The organism is Streptomyces sp. CRN 30 (assembly GCF_034105845.1).
The window spans coordinates 1-18,770 of the sequence record NZ_JAVRHI010000248.1 but is presented as its reverse complement, the minus strand read 5'-3'; the positions used below and the strand labels follow the sequence as shown (position 1 = coordinate 18,770).

Sequence of the window (18,770 nt, the reverse complement as noted above, 5' to 3'; positions counted from 1 at the left end):
TCACAGCGCGGTCAGGGCGGGGAACGTCTCACGGCACGCCGTGCACCGCAGGATCGACTGGCAGCGGGCCGGGCCGAAGGGGCTGTGCGGGCGGGTGGCCCGCGATCCGCAGTGCGGGCACGGGACCGCGCCCAGCTCGACGGGGACCGGGCCGTCCGGCGTGGTGGGCGCGGCGGGTGCGGGCGGGGCGATGCCGTGGGCGGCCAGCTTCTCCCGTCCGGCGGCGGTGACGCGGTCCGTCGTCCAGGGCGGTGACAGGACCTGCCGTACGCGCCCGTCGGGATGGCCGCACCCGGTGAGGACGTCCTGGACGGCGGCGGTGATGGCGGGCAGGGCCGGGCAGCCGAGGAAGGTCGGCAGGATCTCCACCTCGAGCACGCCGTCGGTGCCTTCCGCGACGGAGTGGACCACTCCGAGGTCGCCGAGGCCGATCATCGGCAGCTCCGGGTCCGGCACGGCCTCCACCCGCGCCCGTACGTCCGCCACGGAGGCGCGCTCCCCCGTCCGCGTCGGCGCGCTCACCAGGTGCCCCCGGGGAACTGGCGGTGCACCGACTGCAGTTCGGCGACGAGCGGGCCGAACTCCTCGGTGTGCAGGCCGGCGCGCCCGCCCCGGGCCTGCCAGTCCGGTGCGGGCACCGTCAGCCCGGCGCGGGTGACGACCTCGGTGACCCGCTCCTCCCACAGCGGGCGCAGCGGGCCCGGCGAGGGCACCGTGCCGGCCGCGACGAGGCGGCGCAGCACGTCGTCCTCGTCGAAGAGTTCGGCCGTGTACGGCCACACCCGGTCCAGACCGGCCTGGAGGCGCCCGGCGCTCTCGGGGGTGCCGCGCCCCAGCCGCAGCGTCCAGTTGTCGGCGTGCAGCCGGTGGAAGGCCACCTCCTTGGCGGCCCGCGCCCCGAACCCGGCGAGGTCGGGGTCCGCGCAGCCGGCCAGCGCCTCGTAGTACGGGACCGCGTAGTGGGTCCAGGCGAGCTGCCGGGCCACGGTCACCGCGAAGTCCCCGTTGGGCAACTCGGCCAGGAGGGCGTTGGTGAACTCGCGGTCCCCGCGGGTGAAGGCGAGGTCGTCCTCGCTGCGGCCGGTCCCGTCGAGCCGGCCGCCGAGGGCGAGCAGGGTGCGGGCGTGACCGACGAGGTCCAGGGCGATGTTGGACAGCGCCAGGTCCTCCTCGATGGTCGGTGCCCGCGTGATCCACTGGCACAGCCGCTGCCCGAGGACGAGCGCGTCGTCGCCGAGCCGCAGCAGGTGCACGGCGAGGTCGGCGTCGGTGGCGCCGGCGGTTCCGCCGCGGAGGGTGTCGGGGGCGGGTGCCGGGTCAGTGGTGGTGGTCACCGTCGGATCCCTCCGCGGTCGGGGCCAGCGGGGCGTACTGCTCCGGGTAGCGGTACGGCTTGTGCCGGCCGTTGCTGAAGTACGGGTCGCGCTCGTCGGGGGAGACCGTGTGCACGGCGTCCGAGCGGACCACCCACAGCGACAGCGGGTCGTCCCGGCGCGTGTACAGGTCACGGGCCCGGAGCAGGGCGGTGTCCGGGTCACCGGCCCGTACCGATCCCACGTGCTGGTGCGCCAGGCCCCGGCGGGGCCGCAGGAAGACCTCCCAGGACGCGGGGGCGCCCTCCCGTGCCGTACCGGTGCTCGTGCCGCTCATGCCTGCTCCTCCGTGCCGCCGTGGACGTCCTCGCGGGCGGCGTACGCGGCGGCCGCCTCCCGCACCCACGCGCCGTCCTCGTGCGCGGCGCGGCGGTGCGCGAGCCGCTGCCGGGCCCAGTGCGTGTTCTCGCCGAGCGAGGTGCGGTACACCTCCCAGTCGACCGGGGTGAAGTCGTAGTGGCCGCGCTCCTCGTTCCAGCGGATCGCCGGGTCGGGCAGGGTCAGGCCGAGCCGCTCGGCCTGCGGGACGACGGCGTCGACGAAGCGCTGGCGCAGTTCGTCGTTGGTGTGGCGCTTGATGCCCCAGGCCATGGCGCGGCGGGAGACCGACGCGCCGATCGCGGCGGTGCGCGCGTCGATCCCGCCCGTCGTGGTGTCCGGCGGGCCGAACATCAGCGCCACGGCGGGCAGCCACCAGCGGTCGACCGCGTCCTGGGCCATCCGCTTCTGCTCCGGCGTCCCCTCGCACAGGGCACGCATCAGGTCGTAGCCCTCCCGTACGTGGAAGGCCTCCTCCAGGCAGACGCGGCGCATGGCGCGGGCGTACGGGCCGTAGGAGATGCGGGTCATGGGCGCCTGGTTGATGACGGCGGCGCCGTCCGTCAGCCAGGCCACGGCCCCGGTGTCCGCCCAGGTGAGGGCGGGGTGGTTGAAGGTCGCCGCGAAGCGCTGCCGGCCCCGGTGCAGGGCGTCGAGGAGCTCGGCCCGGTCCACGCCCAGCGTCTCGGCCGCGGAGTACAGGTACAGGCCGTGGCCCGCCTCGTCCTGGACCTTGGCGATGAGCACCGACTTGCGGTGCAGGGACGGGGCCCGGGTCAGCCAGGCGCCCTCCGGCTGCATGCCGATGATCTCGGAGTGGGCGTGCTGGGAGAGCTGGCGGAGCACCATCCGGCGGTAGCCGTCGGGCATCCAGTCGCGCGGTTCGATCGTCTCGCCGGCGGCGACGAGGGCGTCGAAGTGCGCCTGCAGCTCCTCCTCCGTGACGGCCGGGACGCCGTCGGCCGGTACGTCGTCGGCCGGTGCCGCGGCGGCCGGTGCCCCGGCAGTGCTCTGCCGGGCGCTCATGCCGCACCGCCGCCGCGGCCGTCCTCGGCCGTGGTGGGTCCGCGCCGTCTGCCGGCCGGGCCCCGCACGCACTGCCTGGGCACTCGCATCACTCCTCGAACGTCCGAACCCCGGCCCCGCCACCACCCCCAAGGCCCGCGAGGACCCGGGCACAACCTGTCGTTACGGAAAGAGGCCGTGCACGGGTCTCGCTATCCCCACCCACAGGGCACGCGCCGGGTGACATAGATCACGCCCCGCCCCGGGGAGTGCGGCCCGCCCCGGGCGCCTCTTGGAGAGGTGACACACCGGACCCGTAGGACGGCCGGCACACCGCAGTGAAGAAGGGGAACCCATGAGCGTCATCAGGGAGTTGCTGGTCGAACTCACCGGTACGGCCGAGTACGCGGAGGCCATCGGCGACGACGTCGACCTCGCCTCCAGCGGCATCGACTCGGGCGACCTCGTGCGTCTGGTCCTGCTCGTGGAGCAGCGCCTCGGCGTGGAGATCACCGCCGAGGACATGGAGGGCCTGCACACCATCGCCGACTACGAGCGGTTCGTGGCCGAGCGGTCCGTCGCCGGTGCCACCGGCGGTGCCTGATGTGGCTGACGCAGCTGCTGGAACGCAACCGCCAGTGCTTCCCCGACCGGGTCGCCCTGGTGGACGAGGAGCGCAGCGTCACCTGGACCGAGCTGCACGACCGCACGCTGGAGCTGGCCCGCGGCCTTGCGGACCTGGGCATCGAGAAGGGTGACCGGGTCGCGGTGGTCTCCAAGGACCGCATCGAGGTCCTGGAGAGCTACTTCGCGCTCGCCCGGCTCGGCGCGCTGTTCGTGCCGCTGAACCACAGCCTGGCCGTGCCCGAGGTCGCCGACATCATCGAGCGCGTCGGCGCGGTGGCCGTCCTCGGCGAGTCCGAGCTCCTCGACCGGCACCCGGAGCTCCCGGCGTCGGTGGTGCTCCGCGTGGCGCTGGACAAGCCCGCGTTCGGGGCGCTGGGCACCCTCTCCGCGGAGCGGGACCTGCCCGTCGTGGCCGACACCGACCCGATCGCCGTGCTGCACACCTCGGCGACGACCGGGCGGGCCAAGGGCGTCACGGTCGACTCCGCCTCCTTCCGGGCCATCGCCCTGGGCTGGCTGGTCATGGCCCGGCCCACCGACGACATCGTCATGGTCAACTGCTGCCCGCTGTACCACGGCAGCATGGTCGTGTCGCTGACCTACCTGGCCGCCGGCGCCACCGTGGTGCTGATGCCGGGCTTCACCCCGCAGCGCGCCCTCGCCGCGGTGGAACGGCACGGGGCCACGCACATGTGGCTGGTCCCGCAGATGCTGCGCTTCCTGCTCCAGGCCAAGGGCTCCCGCACCACGGACCTGTCCTCGCTGCGGGAGATCCTGTACGGTGCCGCCCCGATGCCCCTCGACGTGTACGGGGAGGCCGTGGAGCGGCTCGGCTGCGGCTTCCGCCAGGTGTACGGCATGACCGAGGTCGGCGGGCCCTTCGTCACCCTCGGCCCCGACGAGCACCCCGCCCCCGGTGACGTCACCGCCCGCATCCCCTGCGGCCGCGTGGTGCCCGGCATGTCGGCCCGCGCGGTGGACGGGTCCGGGCGGGAGCTGCCCCGCGGGGAGATCGGCGAGGTCGTGGTGCGCGGGCCGGGCGTCATGCAGAGCTACTGGAACGACCCCGAGGCCACCCGCGAGATCACCCTCGACGGCTGGATCAGGACCGGTGACCTGGGCTTCATCGACGAGGAGGGGCGCATCCACCTCGTCGACCGCACCAAGGACGTCATCATCCGGGCCGGCCAGAACGTCTACCCCTCGGAGATCGAGCGGGCCCTGATGACCCACCCCGCGGTCCGGGACGCCGCGGTCGTCGGCGTGCCCGACGAGGACTACGGGGAGGTGCCGCTGGCGTACGTCGTGGCGGAGGACGGGACCGACCCCGGCGCCGTGGAACTGCTCGGCCACGTCAAGGAGCTGCTCGCGCCCTACAAGCGCCCGCGGCGGATCGAGTTCATCGAGCAGGTGCCGCGCAACCCCGCCGGCAAGATCATCAAGAAGCTGCTGCGGGTGTGACGGCCCCCGGCACCGAACCGGACCGGCCGGCCACCGCGAACGCGCGGTGGCCGGCCGGTGTGCTGGAGGGACTCGATTGCGCGCGGCCGCTGTGCGCGGTGGCCGGACTCGGCCTCGGCACCGCCCACGTCACGGAGCCGGAGGTGCTTCCCGCCGGACCCGCCGAGGAGGCCGCCGCCGCGGCGATGCGGCCGGAGCGGCGGCGGGAGTTCCTGGCCGGACGGCTCGCCGCCCGGCGCGCCCTGCGCGCGGTGGGACTGGACTGCGGGGAGATCCCCCGGGCGGGCCGCCTGCCGCTGTTCCCGCCCGGGCGGGCCGCGTCGCTCTCGCACAGCGCGGGCGTCGCGGTCGCCGTGGCCCGCGCGCCGGGCCGGGACACCCCGCTCGGCTGCGACCTGGAACTGCGCCCGCTGCCCGCCGGCGCGGCACGGCTGGTGCTGCGCGAGGACGAGGAGCGACTGCTGCGCGGTGCCTGGACGGTGACGTCCCTGTTCTCGGCCAAGGAGGCCGCCTTCAAGGCCCTGCACCGCCTCCGCCCGATGCCGGGCAGCCTGCGCGGCCTGCGGGCGGAGCCGGACGGCGACGGGCTGCGCGTAGCGCTCCGCACGGCCCCGGAAGCCGCCGTGCGGGTACGGGTGGTGCCGGTCGGGCCGGGCTTCTTCAGCTGGGTACGGGGCTGACCGCGGCACTCGCCGGCGGTCGGCCCCGTCTGTCGGTACGGCACGGGCGGGTGCCCGGTCTCCGCTACTCCTCGGCACCGACCAGCACGGCCATGTTGCCCGCCGGGTGCCGGTTGTCGTGGATGAGCTGGTGCGCCAGGCCGATCTCCTCGAAGCCGAACGTCCGCGACAGGCAGGGGTCGATGTGGCCCTGGTCGATCAGCCGGGTCACCTCGCGGGCCTCACGGGCGCTCGCGACGTGGGAGCCCTGCAGCCGCTTCTGCCGCATCCACAGGAAGCGCAGGTCCACGTCGCCGTTGTAACCGGTGGTGCCGCCGCAGATGACGACCATTCCGGCGTTGTCGCACATGTAGATGGACGTCGGGATGGTGTCGGCGCCCGAGTGCTCCAGCACGATGCGCGGGCTGCGGCGCTCGCCGAGCACCTCCCAGAACCGGCGTCCGAAGGCGCGAGCGCCCTTCAGCCAGCGGCCCATCGCCTCCTCGTCGTCAGTGTCCGGCATCCGGCCCCAGTGGTCGAACTCGCGCCGGTCGATCCAGCCCTTGGCGCCGAGCTTCACGCAGTACTCGCCGCGCTCCTCGCTGGAGACGACGGCCACCGGGATGCCGCCGACGTGCTTCACGAGCTGGATGGCGATGGAGCCCAGGCCGCCCGCGCCGCCCCAGACCAGCACGGGGTCGCCGGGCCGGACCGTGTGCGGCTCCCAGCCGAACAGCTGACGGTAGGCGGTCGCCGCGGTCGCCATGTAGCAGGCGGACTCCGCCCAGGACAGGCGGGCCGGCTTCGGGTGGAGCATGTAGTCGTCGACGACCACGAACTGGGCGAAGGAGCCGTAGTTCTCCTCGTACCCCCACACCCGCTGCGAGGCGGAGGTGACCGGGTCTGCGCCGAGGCGGATGTCCTCCGCCCGCTGGTCCCACCGGACGGCGAGGGCGACGACCTCGTCGCCCAGCTTCACGCCCCGTGCGTCCTCGCCGACGGCCCACACGATGCCGGACAGGTCGGAGCCGCCGATGTGGAAGTCCTCGGTGGCGCCGGCCTTCTGCCGCGCGGCGATCACGTCGAGCGGTTCGCCCTTCGCCGCCCACACGTTGTTGTAGTTGACCCCGGCCGCCATCACCTTGACGAGCACCTGGCCGCGGCCGACGGACGGGACGTCCACCACCTCGGTGCGGAAGGCGTCGACGGGCTGCCCGTAGCGCTCCTGGCGGATGAGGGAGGCGTACATCTGCTTGGGCGCGGTGCCGAGGTCGGGGGCGTCGCCGAGGTCGTAGAGGTTCTTGGTGGCGTTCACGTGTGGCCCTTCGTGACTTCGTGAGTTCGTCGGAGGAGGGTCGGGCGGGAAGCAGGGGGCGCCGGTCAGCCGGAGGCCGGCCGCAGCGCCTTGGCGACGGCCTCGCCGATGCGGGCGAGGGGCTCGGGTTCGGTCATCTCGTAGTGGCCGCAGGGCACACGGTGGTCCTGGAGGGCGCCGTCGACGTACGGCCGCCAGGCGTCCGCCTTGCCCGGCTGCACCGCCAGGTCGGTCGGGAAGTCCGTGGCGTCCTCCTGGTCGGCGCTGAAGAACAGCACGTCACCGTGGAAGAGGCCGGGGGCGAACTGCGGTGCGATGCGCAGGTTGTTGCGCATGACCTCCGCGATCGCCGCCGCCTCCGCGCGGGTGACGGGGGAACTCGCGGGGTCCGCCGTGACGTTCGCGTCGATGCGGTCCAGGACGGTCTCGACGTCCGGCGGGCCCGCCTCCGGCTCGACGGGCAGGCCGGTCACCCTCGTCAGGAGGGCGGCCACCTGCCGTTCGGCGGCGTCGGGGTCGTGGGCGGTGCCGTGCGGCTGGGGTGCGTCGAGCATCGCGAGCAGCTCCACCCGCTCGCCGCGCTCCTGCAGCGCGCAGGCCATCGCGTGGGCCACGAACCCGCCGTACGACCAGCCGAGCAGCCGGTACGGGCCGTGCGGCTGCGTTTCGCGGACGAGGTCCACGTAGTGGGCGACCATGGCCGCGGCGTCCGGCGCGGGCGGCCGGGTGCCGTCGAGTCCGGCGGCCTGGATGCCGTACACGGGCTGGTCGCCGCCGAGGTGCGGCAACAGCCCCGTGTAGCGCCAGGCCACGCCCGCCCCGGGGTGCACGCAGAACAGGGGCGCGGCGCTCCCCTCGGCGCGCAGCGGCAGGAGTGGGCCGAGCGCGGCCGACGGGGCACCCGCGGGCTCCGTACCGTCCTCGCCGTGCTCGGCGGCCGCCGCGAGGACGCCCGCCACCGTGGGCGCGGCGAGCAGGGTCGCGGCCGGCACGTCGAGCGTCCCGGTCTGGCGCAGCCGGCCCGCGAGCAGCACGGCGCGCATCGAGTCGCCGCCGAGGTCGAAGAAGTTGTCGTGCACGCCGATGCCGCCGATGCCGAGGGTCTCCTCCCACAGCCCGGTGACGGCCTGTTCGCGGTCGGTGCGCGGGGGCACGTGCTCGGTGGTCAGGCGGGGGCGCGGGGCGAGACTCACGCCCGTGCCCGCGCCCGGCGCAGTGGGGGTCTCCGGCGCGCCGGGCTCCGTGCGGGCGCCGGGGGCGTCGATCCAGTGGCGGTGCCGTTCGAAGGCGTACCCGGGCAGCGGGACGCTCCGCGGCTCACCCGGCACCGGCGGGAGCGCGGCGTCCACGCCCGCGCTCCACAGCCGGCCCAAGGCCTCGGCGAGGACGAAGCCGTCCGGGGCGTCGGCCTTGGCGTGCCGCATGGTGGTCACCGTGACCGGGGCGTGCTCCTCGAGCCGTGCGACGGCGAGCTTGGTCATCGAGTCGCCCGGACCGATCTCCACGAGGACGGGGTGCAGCCGCTCCCACAGGGCCGTGATGCCGTCGGCGAAGCGGACGGTGCGGCGGGTGTGGTCGATCCAGTGCCGTACCGAGGTGGCCTGCGCGTCGGTGACCCAGGTGCCGGTGACGTTGGTGACGTACGGGATGCGCGGCGGGCGCAGGGTGACGGTGCGCAGGTGGCTCTCGAAGGTGTCGAGGACCGGGTCCAGGACGTGGGAGTGGGCCGCGGCGGGGATGCGCAGCCGGCGGAACGGCAGTCCCCTGCGGGTGAGTTCGGCCTCGAAGCGGGTGACCGCGTCGGCGTGTCCGGCGACGGTGCACGCCGCGGGTCCGTTGACCGCGGCCAGGGACAGGTCGTCGTCGAGCAGCGGCAGCAGCTCCTCGGCGGGGGCCGCCACCCCGACCGTCGCCCCACCAGCGGCGGCGATGAGCCGGATGCGCTCGGTGACCAGGGGCAGCATGTCCTCGAGCTCCATGACCCCGGCGAGGCAGGCCGCGGTGTACTCGCCGAGGGAGTGGCCGATGAGCGCGTCCGGGCGCACCCCCGCCTCCATGAGGGTGCGGGCGAGCGCGTACTCGGTCACGACCAGTCCGAGGAAGGTGGCCGTGGGGTCGCCGCCCGTGCGGCCGCCCTGCGGGCGGTCGAGCAGGTCGGTGCGGAGGTCGGCGCCGAGGACGGGCCGCAGGATGCGCGCGCACTCGTCGACCGCGTCGCGGTAGACGTCGTGGTCGCGGTAGAGCTCCGCCCCCATGCCGGGGTACTGGGTGCCGCCGCCCGGCAGCAGGAACGCCACCCGCGCGGGCTCGTCGGAGACCGGCGGCGTGCCGGGCACGGCGGTGCGCAGCGCGGACAGGGCCTCGTCACGGGAGGCGGCCGTCACGGTGAGGCGGTGGCGCAGCGCGGGCCGGTCGGCGCGCAGGGAGTGCGCGACGTCGTCCAGACGCACCTCCGGCCGGCGCTCGAGGTGCCGGGCCAGGGCCTCGGCCTGGCCGGGCAGGGCGCCGGCCGTGCGCGCGGACAGCGGCAGCACCAGGCGGCGGCCGTCCTCGGGCGGGCGGGGCGGCGGGGGCGCGACGGGCGGAGCCTCTTCCAGGATCACGTGCGCGTTGGTGCCGCCGACGCCGAAGGCGCTCACGGCGGCCCGCCGGGGGTGGCCGTCCGCCGCCCAGTCCTCCAGGGCGGTGGGCACCCGGAACGGCCCGGCGGCGAAGTCGATCAGCGGGTTGGGCTCGTCGAAGTGCAGGCTCGGCGGGACCTGGCGGTGTTCCAGGGCCAGGATCGCCTTGACGATCCCGGCGATGCCGGCGGCCGCCCCCAGGTGGCCGATGTTGGTCTTCACCGAGCCAAGGGCGCAGTACCCGGTGCGGTCCGTGCTCTGCCGGAACGCCTCGGTCAGCGCGGACACCTCGATGGGGTCGCCGAGCCGGGTGGCGGTGCCGTGCGCCTCGACCAGGCCGATGGTGGAGGCGTCGACCATCGCCTGGGCCTGCGCCGCGAGGACGACCTCGGTCTGTCCGGGGGCGCTGGGCGCGGTGAAGCCGACCTTGCGGCGCCCGTCGTTGTTGACGGCGCTGCCCCGGATGACGGCCCGGATGCGGTCGCCGTCGGCGAGGGCGTCCTCCAGGCGTTTCAGGACGATCGCGCCCACGCCGTCGCCGGAGGAGGTGCCGGCCGCGTCCGCGGCGAAGGCCCGGCAGCGGCCGTCGGGCGAGAAGGGGCCGTCGGGCACGTACCGGTAGCCGAGCAGCGCCGAGGGGTTGAGGGAGACGGCGGCGGCGAGCGCGGTGTCGCAGCGGTAGTCGAGGAGGTCCTGGCAGGCGGTGTGCACGGCGACGAGCGCGGTGGAACAGGCCGTCTGCAGGGAGACGCTCGGGCCGGTCAGCCCCAGTTCGTAGGAGACGCGGGTGGCGAGCGTGCCGAGGGAGTTGGCGGTGGCCGCGTGCACCAGCGCCACCGATCCGGGCTGTCCGGCGTAGCGCGGGTGGAGGTGCGCCGGGTAGTAGCGGCTGTCGCCGCTGCCCGCGTACACGCCGACCGTGCCGGTTCCGGCCGCGTCCAGGCAGCGGGCGTCCTCCAGGGCGTGGTGGGCGGTCTCGAGGAGCAGCCGCTGCTGGGGGTCGACGACGGCGGCCTCGGCGGGGCTGTAGCCGAAGAAACCGGAGTCGAAGCGGTCGATGCCGTCGATGACGGACGCCATGCGGACGAGGGCCGGGTCGTCGAGGTCACGCGGGTCGCCGCCCGCGGCCAGGAACTCCTCGTCGGTCACGGGCCGCACGGCGTCCCGGCCGGCCGCCAGGTTGTCCCAGAACGTGTCCAGGTCGTCGGCGCCGGGGAAGCGGCCCGCCATGCCGATCACGGCGACGGCGGGAAGGTCCTCCTCCTCGCCCAGCGGGTCGGTGCCGTCACGCATTCCCTCGGTCCTTTCCGTGCCGTGCGGAGCGGCGGGCGCGGGCCGCCCGCTGCCGCTGTGCTTGTTCCCTGGCCCGCCGCAGACCGTCGGGCGCGCTCTCTTCCGTGTCGTTCCGCGCTGGGGGTTCCGCGGCCGTGCCGGGACCCGTCAGCGTGGTGAGGTGACGGGCCAGGTCGCGCACGGTGGGGTGGGCGAACAGGTCGACCACGGGCAGTTCGCGGCCGAAGGCCTTCTCGATCGCGGTCTGCGCGCTCACCAGGAGCAGGGAGTTGCCGCCGAGGTCGAAGAAGTTGTCGTCCCGGCCCACCCGGTCGCGGCCCAGCACCTCGCACCAGAGCCGGGCGAGTTCGCCCTCCGTGCGCCGCAGCCGCTGCCCCGCGTCCGGGTCGGGCCCGGCCTGCCGGGCGGCGGTGCCGGCCGAGCGCAGCACCCAGCCGTCCGTGAGGCCGCACGCCCGGGCGGCCTCGGCCGCCGCGCCGTACAGGGCGCCCAGGTCGGTGCCCTCCTCCAGGGCGACGCGGGCGGCCGTGCGGCGCACCTGCCGGGCGGGCTGGAGGACGTGGCTGCGGACCCAGGGGGCGCTGCGGTCGGCGCCGATCAGCAGGTGCGGTCCGTCCACCGTGCGGGCCAGGTCGAAGGAGCGCAGCGCGGCGGCGGTGTCGAGCACCCGGTAGCCGCGGGCCTCGCCGAGCGCGGCGAGCTTGTAGCCGCTGCTCATGCCGCGTTCCCGCCACATGCTCCAGGCCAGGCTCTGCGCGGGCAGCCCGACGTGGCGGCGGTGCAGCGCCAAGGCGTCCAGGAAGGCGTTGGCGGCGGAGTAGGCGGCGTTCATGGCGCCGCCGAACCAGCCGTTCACCGAGGAGAAGGTGGTGAAGGAGGTCACCGGGTGGTCGGCGGCGACGCGGTGCAGCGTCCACGCGCCGTGCACCTTCGCCTCCAGCGCCCGCCGCCAGGACGCGGGGTCGAGTTCCTCGACGGGCCGTTCGTCGAGGACTCCGGCCAGGTGCAGCACCGAGGTGAGGGGTACGCCCCAGGCCTCGGCGGCCGCGTCGACCGCGGCCCGCACCTGGGTCTCGTCGGTGACGTCGGCGCACGCGTAGCGGACCTCGCCTAGGGCGCGGAGCCGTTGCAGCGTCCCGGTGCGGGCGGCCTCGGGGCCTCCCTCGCCGGGCCGTTCGGCCCCGGTGTCCCCGGCGGGCAGCGGGGTGCGGCCGAGCAGCAGCAGCCGGGTGCCGGGCGTCCGCAGCAGGTGCGCCGCGAGCTCGGCGCCGACGCCGCCCAGTCCGCCGCTGACCAGGTGGAACCCGTCGGCCGCGGGCGGCTCGGTGCGGGGCGGCGGTTCGGGCAGCGGGGCCAGCCGGCGTACGTACCGGTGTCCGTCGCGCCGTGCGACCTCGGCGTCGGGCGAGGGGCCCGCCGCCTCGGCCAGCAGCACGGGTACGGGGTCCTCGGCGCCGTCGGGCGCGAGGTCCAGGTGGGTGCCCCGCAGCCAGGTGAACTCCTCCGCCAGCGACTTCAGCAGGGCGCCGGCCAGGGCGTGCGCCGGGGACGCGTCGTCCTCGGGCGTCACCGCCTGGGCGCCCGCCGTCACGTACAGCAGGTCGATCGGGTGCCGCTGTTCCGGCCGGGTGGCGAGGGCGCGGGCGAGCGCGAGGAGGGAGCCGGCGCCCGCGTCGTCCAGCGGTCCGGTCCCGTCGGCGTGCAGCGCGCCGAGGTGCACGACGGCGTCGACCGGCCGCCGGTCGGCCTCCAACTGCCGCAGCAGAGACGCGTGGTCGGCGTCCTCGGCGGGCCGCAGGCGGTGGTGCGCGGCGTCCACGCGCTCGTACGCCGTCGCGTCGGTGACGACGGTGCACAGTCCGCCGTCGGTGCGCAGCCGCTCGGCGAGGCGCTGGGCGAGGTCGTGGGCGCGCGGGTCGGCGCCGGCCAGGACGAGGGTGTGCCGTCCGGGCGCCGGCGGGTGCGGGCGGTGCCGTACGGCCCGCTGCCACACCGGGCGCAGGAACCAGTCGGGCAGGGTGGCGGCGGTGCCCATGAGCAGCTGGGTCTCGCGGACCGCCGCCTCGAAGTCGCCCGCCTCGAAGGCCTTGCGCAGCTTGGTGCGCTGGATCTTGCCGATCTCGGTCTTGGGTATCGCGTCCCGGTCGACGGGGACGAGGAAGGCGGGGCTGACGCCGATCTCCCGGGTCACCTTGCCGGCGATCTCCCGCAGCGCGGCGGCCGGGTCCCGGCCGGGGGTGAGGTGCAGGAAGAGCGCGAGTTCGTCGGTGTCCGCCGACGGGTCGGAGCGCACCGCGACGGCGGCGTTGAAGCTCTTCACCACGGCGGGCGATTCCTCGACGCAGGCCTCGATCTCGTGGCTGTAGTGGTTGACGCCGTTGACGATGATGACGTCCTTGGCGCGGCCGGTGATGTACAGCTCACCGTCGCGCAGGAACGCCAGGTCCCCGGTGTCGAACCAGCCGTCCACGGTGAACGCCTCCGCGTTCGCGGCCGGGTTGTCGTGGTAGCCGCTGGTCACGGAGGTGCCGCGGACCTGGAAGCGGCCGACCTCGCCCTCGGCGAGCACCGCGTCGTCCTCGCCGACGACCCGCATCGCGAAACCCGGGTAGGGGCGGCCGCAGCTGACGAACGACTCGTCGGAGCCGTCCGGTTCACCCGGCAGCACGGCGTCGGTGACCACCGAGCAGGTCTCCGACATGCCCCAGCCGGGGTGCATCACGTCCTGCGGCAGGCCGAAGGGCCTCAGCGCGTGCAGGAAGCGGCGGGCGGCGGCGGCCACGACGACCTCACCGGCGTTCATCACCAGCCGCACCGGCGACAGGTCCCAGTCGCGGTCGCGGAAGCGGTCGGCGTGCTCGGCCAGCAGCCCGAAGGCGAACTGGGGCGCCCAGGTGACGGTCACCCGGTGCCGGTCGGCGAGGTCCATCCAGCGCACCGGGTCCTGGAGGACGTACGAGGTGGGCGCGTGGATCTGGCGGCAGCCCAGGAACACGTCGCGCAGGTGGAACATCACCACGCCGGTGACGTGGTCGAGCGGGATCCAGTTCAGCGTGACGTCCTGCTCGCCGAGCCCGTTGAGCTGCGCGGTCGCGGCGGAGCGGGTCAGTACGGCGTGGTGGCTCTGGCGCACGGCCTTGGGCAGGCCGGTGCTGCCCGAGGTCATCAGCATCAGGAGGAGGTCGTCCGGCCGGGCCTCGTACCAGTCGCGGTCCTCGGGCGCCTCGCGCAGCGCGTCGGCCGTCGTCAGCCGCAGCCCGGGCCACCCGTGCCGGTCCGCGAGGTCGCGCAGGCCCGCCTCCTTGCCCGGCGAGCACACGATCCAGGGCCGGCCCAGCATCTTCCAGATGCCCTCCAGCTTGGCCAGGGCCGCCGAGGAGGTGGCGTAGGAGGCGGGGACGGTCAGCGGGACGGCGACGAAGCCGCCGAGGACGCAGCCCCACAGCGCGGCGAGGAAGTCCTCGCTCTCGTCGCACTGGAGGATGACCTGGTCGCCGGGGCGCAGTCCGGCCCGGCGCAGTCCGCCGAGGACCCGGGAGGCCTCGGTGACGAGGGACGCGTAACTGCGCCGCTCCTCACTGCCGTCGGCGTGTACGTGCACGATCTCGCCGTGCGCGCCGTCCGCGGCGCGCAGCAGTGCCTGCGCCCAGCTCGACACGTGCGGTCGGGCCAGCTCCGGGCCCTCGCTCAGGGCCGGGACCGTGGTGGCGGGTGCCGTCACGGTGGTCTCCGCCGGTGCCTGTCCGGCCGGGCGGCGCGGCGTGCCCACGTGACGGCGGGGCAGTTCCTCGGGGACGTTCTCCACCAAGGCCTCGGCGTCGGTGACACCGGGGAGGGTGGCGAGGCGTTCCCGCCAGGCGTCCGCGGCGACGCGGTCGGCGAGGGGCAGGGCGCGCAGGGCGTCGGTGTCGACGGAGCCGTCGGCGGTACGGGGCAGGGCGCCGACCGCCGTGACGCGGACCGTGCCGTGCCCGGCGGAGGCGAGGAGCTGTTCGACCCGTTCGGCGGCGTCCGCGCGGCCGGGCACCACGTACAGGTGTGCGGGGCCGCCGTCGGGGCCGGGCAGGGCGAGCGCGTCGCGGATGCCGGGGACGGACAGCGCCGTGCGCTCCGCCTCCGTGACGCCGGTGTCGGGCGCGGTGCCCGCGCCGCGCGGGGCGGGCGCCGGCAGGGCGTGGACGCGGACGTCCGGGTCGGCGCTCACGGCCTGGAGTACCTGGTGGAGGGCGTCGGTGAACGCCTCCGCGGTCCCGGCGTCGTACAGGTCGCTCGCGTACTCGACGTGCAGGTCGAGGCCGTCGGGGGCGCCGGCGTCGTCGTACCGCTCCAGGACGTCGACGAAGAGGTCGAACTTGGCGGTGCCGGTGGCGGTGGGCCGCAGGGGCAGCTCCCGTCCGTCCAGCCGGAGCACGGCCCGCTCGTTGTTCTGCAGGGCCAGCATGACCTGGAAGAGCGGGTGGCGGGACGGGTGGCGGGGCGGGTTGAGCTCGTCCACCAGCCGGTCGAAGGGCAGGTCCTGGTGGTCGAGGGCGCCGAGGTCGTGGGTGCGCAGCCGGGCGAGGAGCTCGCGGAAGGCGGGGTCGCCGGAGGTGTCGGCGCGCAGCACCAGCGTGTTGGTGAGCAGGCCGATCACCTCGTCCAGGGCGGGCTCGGAGCGGCCCGCGACCGGGGTGCCGACGACGACGTCCTCGCCCGCGCCGCTCCGGGTGAGCAGGGCGCTGAGCGCGCCGTGCAGCACCATGAACAGGCTGGCGCCCGCGCGGTCCGCGAGCCGCAGCAGCCCCTGGTGCAGGTCGGCGTCCACCGTCGCGGTGACGTGGGCGCCGCCGCCGCGCGGGGCCGCCGGGCGCGGCCGGTCGCCGGGCAGGGTGCATTCCTCGGGCAGGTCCGCCAGCGCCGTGCGCCAGTGGGCCGTCAGCCGCTCCAGGCGCCCCGGCCCCTCGGGTTCGGGGGCGAGCAGGGCGCGCTGCCACACGGCGTGGTCGGCGTACTGCACCGGCAGCGCGGTCCACTGCGGTGCCCGGCCCGCGCGGCGGGCCGCGTAGGCGGTGCCCAGGTCGTCCGCGAAGGGGCGCAGCGACCAGCCGTCGGCCGCGCTGTGGTGCAGGACGAGCAGCAGGGTCCGCTCCGGGCCGGTGCCCAGCAGCCAGGCGGCGAGGGGGTTCTCGGCGGTCAGGTCGAAGCGGTGCCGGGAGGCGGTGGTGACGTGTGCGGTGATCTCCTCGGCGGGGCAGTCGACGCGGTGGAGTACGGGGCGCAGCTCCCCCGGCGGCAGGATCCGCTGGTACGGCGCGCCCTCGTGCTCGGCGAACACCGTGCGCAGGCTCTCGTGGCGGTCGACGACGTCACCGAGGGCCGCGTGCAGCGCGTCGGCGTCGACGGGGGCGCGCAGCGGGACGGCGAGGGGGATGTTGTAGGTCGCGGCCCCGTCGTCGAGCTTGTTGAGGAACCACATGCGTTCCTGGGAGAAGGACAGCGGTACGCGGTCCGGCCGGACGACGTCGGCCAGGGCGGGCAGCGGGCCCGTCGTGCCGTCCTGTGCGGTGAGCCGCTCGGCGAGCGCGGCCGGTGTCGGCCCGTCGAACAGGGCGGTGATGGGCACCTCGGCGCCCGTCTCCGCGCGCAGGCGGGCCAGCAGCCGGGTGGCGAGGAGGGAGTCGCCGCCCAGGTCGAAGAAGTTGGCGTCGGCGCCGACGGTGTCCGCGGGCAGCCGCAGCACGTCCTCGAACAGCCGGCAGAGCAGGCTCTGCTGCGGTGTGGTGGGGCGGGCGCCCGCCGCCGCGGCGGCGAAGTCGGGTGCGGGCAGGGCCTGGACGTCGAGCTTGCCGTTGGCGGTCAGCGGCAGGGCGGCCACGGGGACGCAGGCGGCCGGGACCATGTGCTCGGGCAGGCGGGCGGCGGCGTGGGCGCGCAGCTCGGCGGCGGACGGCGCGGTGTCGCCGGCGGTGACCGTGTAGGCGACGAGCTGCTGGGCGCCGTTGTCGGCGCGGCGGACGACTACGGCGGCCCGGGCGACCCCCGGGTGCCCGGCGAGGACGCTCTCGATCTCGCCGGGTTCGACGCGGAAGCCGCGGAGCTGCACCTGTGCGTCGGCGCGCCCGAGGTGTTCGAGCGTGCCGTCGGCGCGGCGCCGTGCCAGGTCGCCGGAGCGGTACATGCGGCTGCCGGGCGGCCCGAAGGGGTCGTCGAGGAACCGTTCGGCGGTGAGGTCGGGCCGGTTCAGGTAGCCGGCGGCCACTCCGGCGCCGGACACGTGGATCTCGCCGGTGGCGCCGGTGGGCACCGGGCGGCCCTCGGGGTCCAGCAGGTACACGCGCAGGTCCGCCAGCGGCGTGCCGACGACGCTGCCCCGGCGGGGGTCGTCCAGGTCGGCGCGGGTGAGGCGGTGGTGGGTGACGTGCACGGTGGTCTCGGTGATGCCGTACATGTTGACCAGGGCCGGGGCGTCGAGGCCGTACCGGTCGGCCCACGGGCGCAGCCGCTCGGGGCGCAGCGCCTCCCCGCCGAACACCACGTACCGCAGGGCGCCGGCCGCGGGACGCGCGGAGTCCTCGCCCTTCTCGGCGGCCCGCTCCGTGTCGGCGTCGATGAGCTGCTCGAACGCGGACGGCGTCTGGTTGAGGACCGTGACGCCCTCGTGATGCAGCAGCCGCAGGAAGTCCCGGGGCGAGCGGCTGACGGCGTACGGCACGACGACGAGGCGGCCGCCGTGCAGCAGGGCGCCCCAGATCTCCCACACGGAGAAGTCGAAGGCGTAGGAGTGGAACAGCGTCCACACGTCGTCGGGGCCGAAGGCGAAGTGCTCCCCGGCGGCGGCGAAGAGCCGGACGACGTGGGAGTGCGGGACCGGCACGCCCTTGGGCCGTCCCGTGGAGCCCGAGGTGTGGATGATGTACGCGGTGTCGGACGGGCTCACCGGCCCGCCGCGTTCGGTGTCGGTCAGGCCGCCGGCCGGCCGGCCGGCGAGGTCCTCCTCGACCCGTGGGTCGCCGAGGAGGACCGTGGGGACCCCGGCGTCGGGCAGCGCTTCCGCGAGGCCGCCGTCGGTGACGAGGAGGACGGGCCGCGCGTCCTCGACGACCAGCCGCAGCCGTTCGGCCGGGTGGCCGGTGTCCAGCGGCAGGTAGGCGGCGCCCGTCTTGAGCACGGCCAGCAGGGCGGGCAGCAGGGAGACGTCCCGGCGCAGCGCGAGCGCCACCACCCGGCCCGGTCCCGCGCCCCGCTCGACCAGCAGCCGGGCCACGCGGTTGGCCCGGGCGTCCAGCTCCGCGTACGTGAGGGTGCCGCCCTCGCCCGACACGGCCGTCCGCTCCGGCACCGCGGCGGCCTGCCGCTCGAACAGTTCCGTGAGGGTTCCGTCGACGGGGAAGGTGCGCGCGGACGTGTCCTCGGGGCGCTCGCCCGGCAGCAGCAGGTCCAGGTCGCGCAGCGGGAGTTCCGGCGCCGCGTCCGTCAGCCGGCGCAGCAGGAGGAGGAACCGGTCGCGCAGGAGGGTGAGTTCGTCCTCCTCGTACAGGGCGGGGTTGGCGTCGAAGGCCAGCCACAGCCCGCCGGGCTCCGTTCCGGGGCGTACGGAGATCTGCAGGTCGTCGACGGCACCGCCGGACAGGTGGTGCCAGACGGCGGGGGCGCCGCCGAAGTGCAGCGTCTCGTCGAAGGGGACGATGTTGAGGACCGGGCCGTACAGGCGGCGGCCGGTGCCCAGCAGCCCGAGGTCGCGGCGGAGGAACTCGCCCCGGTACTGCTGGTGGCGGCGGAGCGCCTTCAGCTCACCGGCGACGGCGTGCGCCGTGTCGGCGACGGACGTGCCGGGGCAGGCGGGCACCCGCAGCGGCAGGACGTCGGAGGCGGTGCCCGGGACGCGCAGCGCGGCGCTGCCGAGCCGGCTCATGGTGGCCAGGCCCACGACCAGGTCGTCGGCGCCGGTCATGCGGTGCAGGAACACGGCGACGGCGGTGGTCAGCAGGTCGGTGCGGGAGACACCGAACCGGGCGGCGGCCGTGGACAGGGCCTCGGCCCCGGCCGGGGGAAGCTCCGCGGTGCGGCGCAGGAACGGGGCGGTGGCGGCGGCGGTCCGGCGGGTGAGGCGCGCCGGCTC

At 75.5% G+C, this 18,770-nt stretch carries 10 protein-coding genes; 3 read left to right on the top strand and 7 right to left on the bottom strand.

Annotated elements, in window-relative coordinates:
• The 4 genes from paaD to paaA are packed head-to-tail and all read right to left on the bottom strand — an operon-like array spanning nucleotide 1 to nucleotide 2,717.
• Complete coding sequence (gene paaD, locus UW392_RS26185; RefSeq protein WP_320777582.1) at nucleotides 1-522, bottom strand: 1,2-phenylacetyl-CoA epoxidase subunit PaaD; 522 nt, start codon at nucleotides 520-522, stop codon at nucleotides 1-3.
• Nucleotides 519-1,334, bottom strand: a complete 816-nt coding sequence (gene paaC, locus UW392_RS26180; protein ID WP_414496699.1) for a 1,2-phenylacetyl-CoA epoxidase subunit PaaC — start codon at nucleotides 1,332-1,334, stop codon at nucleotides 519-521. Before paaC ends, paaD begins: the two co-directional genes overlap by 4 nt.
• Nucleotides 1,318-1,650, bottom strand: a complete 333-nt coding sequence (locus tag UW392_RS26175; RefSeq protein ID WP_320777581.1) for a 1,2-phenylacetyl-CoA epoxidase subunit B — start codon at nucleotides 1,648-1,650, stop codon at nucleotides 1,318-1,320. Before UW392_RS26175 ends, paaC begins: the two co-directional genes overlap by 17 nt.
• Entirely contained in the window at nucleotides 1,647-2,717 is a 1,071-nt protein-coding gene (paaA, locus tag UW392_RS26170) for a 1,2-phenylacetyl-CoA epoxidase subunit PaaA (protein ID WP_320777580.1), read from the bottom strand. Before paaA ends, UW392_RS26175 begins: the two co-directional genes overlap by 4 nt.
• A 334-nt stretch (nucleotides 2,718-3,051) precedes the next feature.
• Between paaA and UW392_RS26165 the strand changes: the two genes are divergently transcribed.
• From UW392_RS26165 to UW392_RS26155, 3 genes are read left to right on the top strand one after another with little or no spacing between them, the layout of a single operon-like run.
• Nucleotides 3,052-3,300: an acyl carrier protein gene (locus UW392_RS26165; RefSeq protein ID WP_320777579.1), complete on the top strand. Its 249-nt coding sequence runs from the start codon at nucleotides 3,052-3,054 to the stop codon at nucleotides 3,298-3,300.
• Entirely contained in the window at nucleotides 3,300-4,784 is a 1,485-nt protein-coding gene (locus UW392_RS26160) for a class I adenylate-forming enzyme family protein (RefSeq protein ID WP_320777578.1), read from the top strand. Before UW392_RS26165 ends, UW392_RS26160 begins: the two co-directional genes overlap by 1 nt.
• On the top strand, nucleotides 4,781-5,464 hold the full coding sequence (locus tag UW392_RS26155) for an enterobactin synthetase (RefSeq protein ID WP_320777577.1): 684 nt from the start codon (nucleotides 4,781-4,783) through the stop codon (nucleotides 5,462-5,464). Before UW392_RS26160 ends, UW392_RS26155 begins: the two co-directional genes overlap by 4 nt.
• Nucleotides 5,465-5,528: 64 nt before the next feature.
• On the opposite strand, the gene ccrA is transcribed toward UW392_RS26155, so the two are convergent.
• From ccrA to UW392_RS26140, 3 genes are all read right to left on the bottom strand, one after another.
• On the bottom strand, nucleotides 5,529-6,758 hold the full coding sequence (gene ccrA, locus UW392_RS26150) for a crotonyl-CoA carboxylase/reductase (RefSeq protein ID WP_320777576.1): 1,230 nt from the start codon (nucleotides 6,756-6,758) through the stop codon (nucleotides 5,529-5,531).
• 65 nt (nucleotides 6,759-6,823) lie between these two features.
• On the bottom strand, nucleotides 6,824-10,672 hold the full coding sequence (locus UW392_RS26145; RefSeq protein WP_320777575.1) for a type I polyketide synthase: 3,849 nt from the start codon (nucleotides 10,670-10,672) through the stop codon (nucleotides 6,824-6,826).
• Nucleotides 10,665-18,770, bottom strand: an 8,106-nt coding sequence (locus UW392_RS26140; protein ID WP_320777574.1) for a non-ribosomal peptide synthetase, incomplete at its 5' end; no start/stop codon positions are given. The genes UW392_RS26145 and UW392_RS26140, both read right to left, overlap by 8 nt.

Coding starts and splice junctions, on each gene's coding strand:
- UW392_RS26175 (WP_320777581.1), bottom strand. CDS start 1,650: ATGAGCGGCACGAGCACCGGTACGGCACGGGAGGGCGCCCCCGCGTCC.
- paaA (WP_320777580.1), bottom strand. CDS start 2,717: ATGAGCGCCCGGCAGAGCACTGCCGGGGCACCGGCCGCCGCGGCACCG.
- UW392_RS26165 (WP_320777579.1), top strand. CDS start 3,052: ATGAGCGTCATCAGGGAGTTGCTGGTCGAACTCACCGGTACGGCCGAG.
- UW392_RS26160 (WP_320777578.1), top strand. CDS start 3,300: ATGTGGCTGACGCAGCTGCTGGAACGCAACCGCCAGTGCTTCCCCGAC.
- UW392_RS26145 (WP_320777575.1), bottom strand. CDS start 10,672: ATGCGTGACGGCACCGACCCGCTGGGCGAGGAGGAGGACCTTCCCGCC.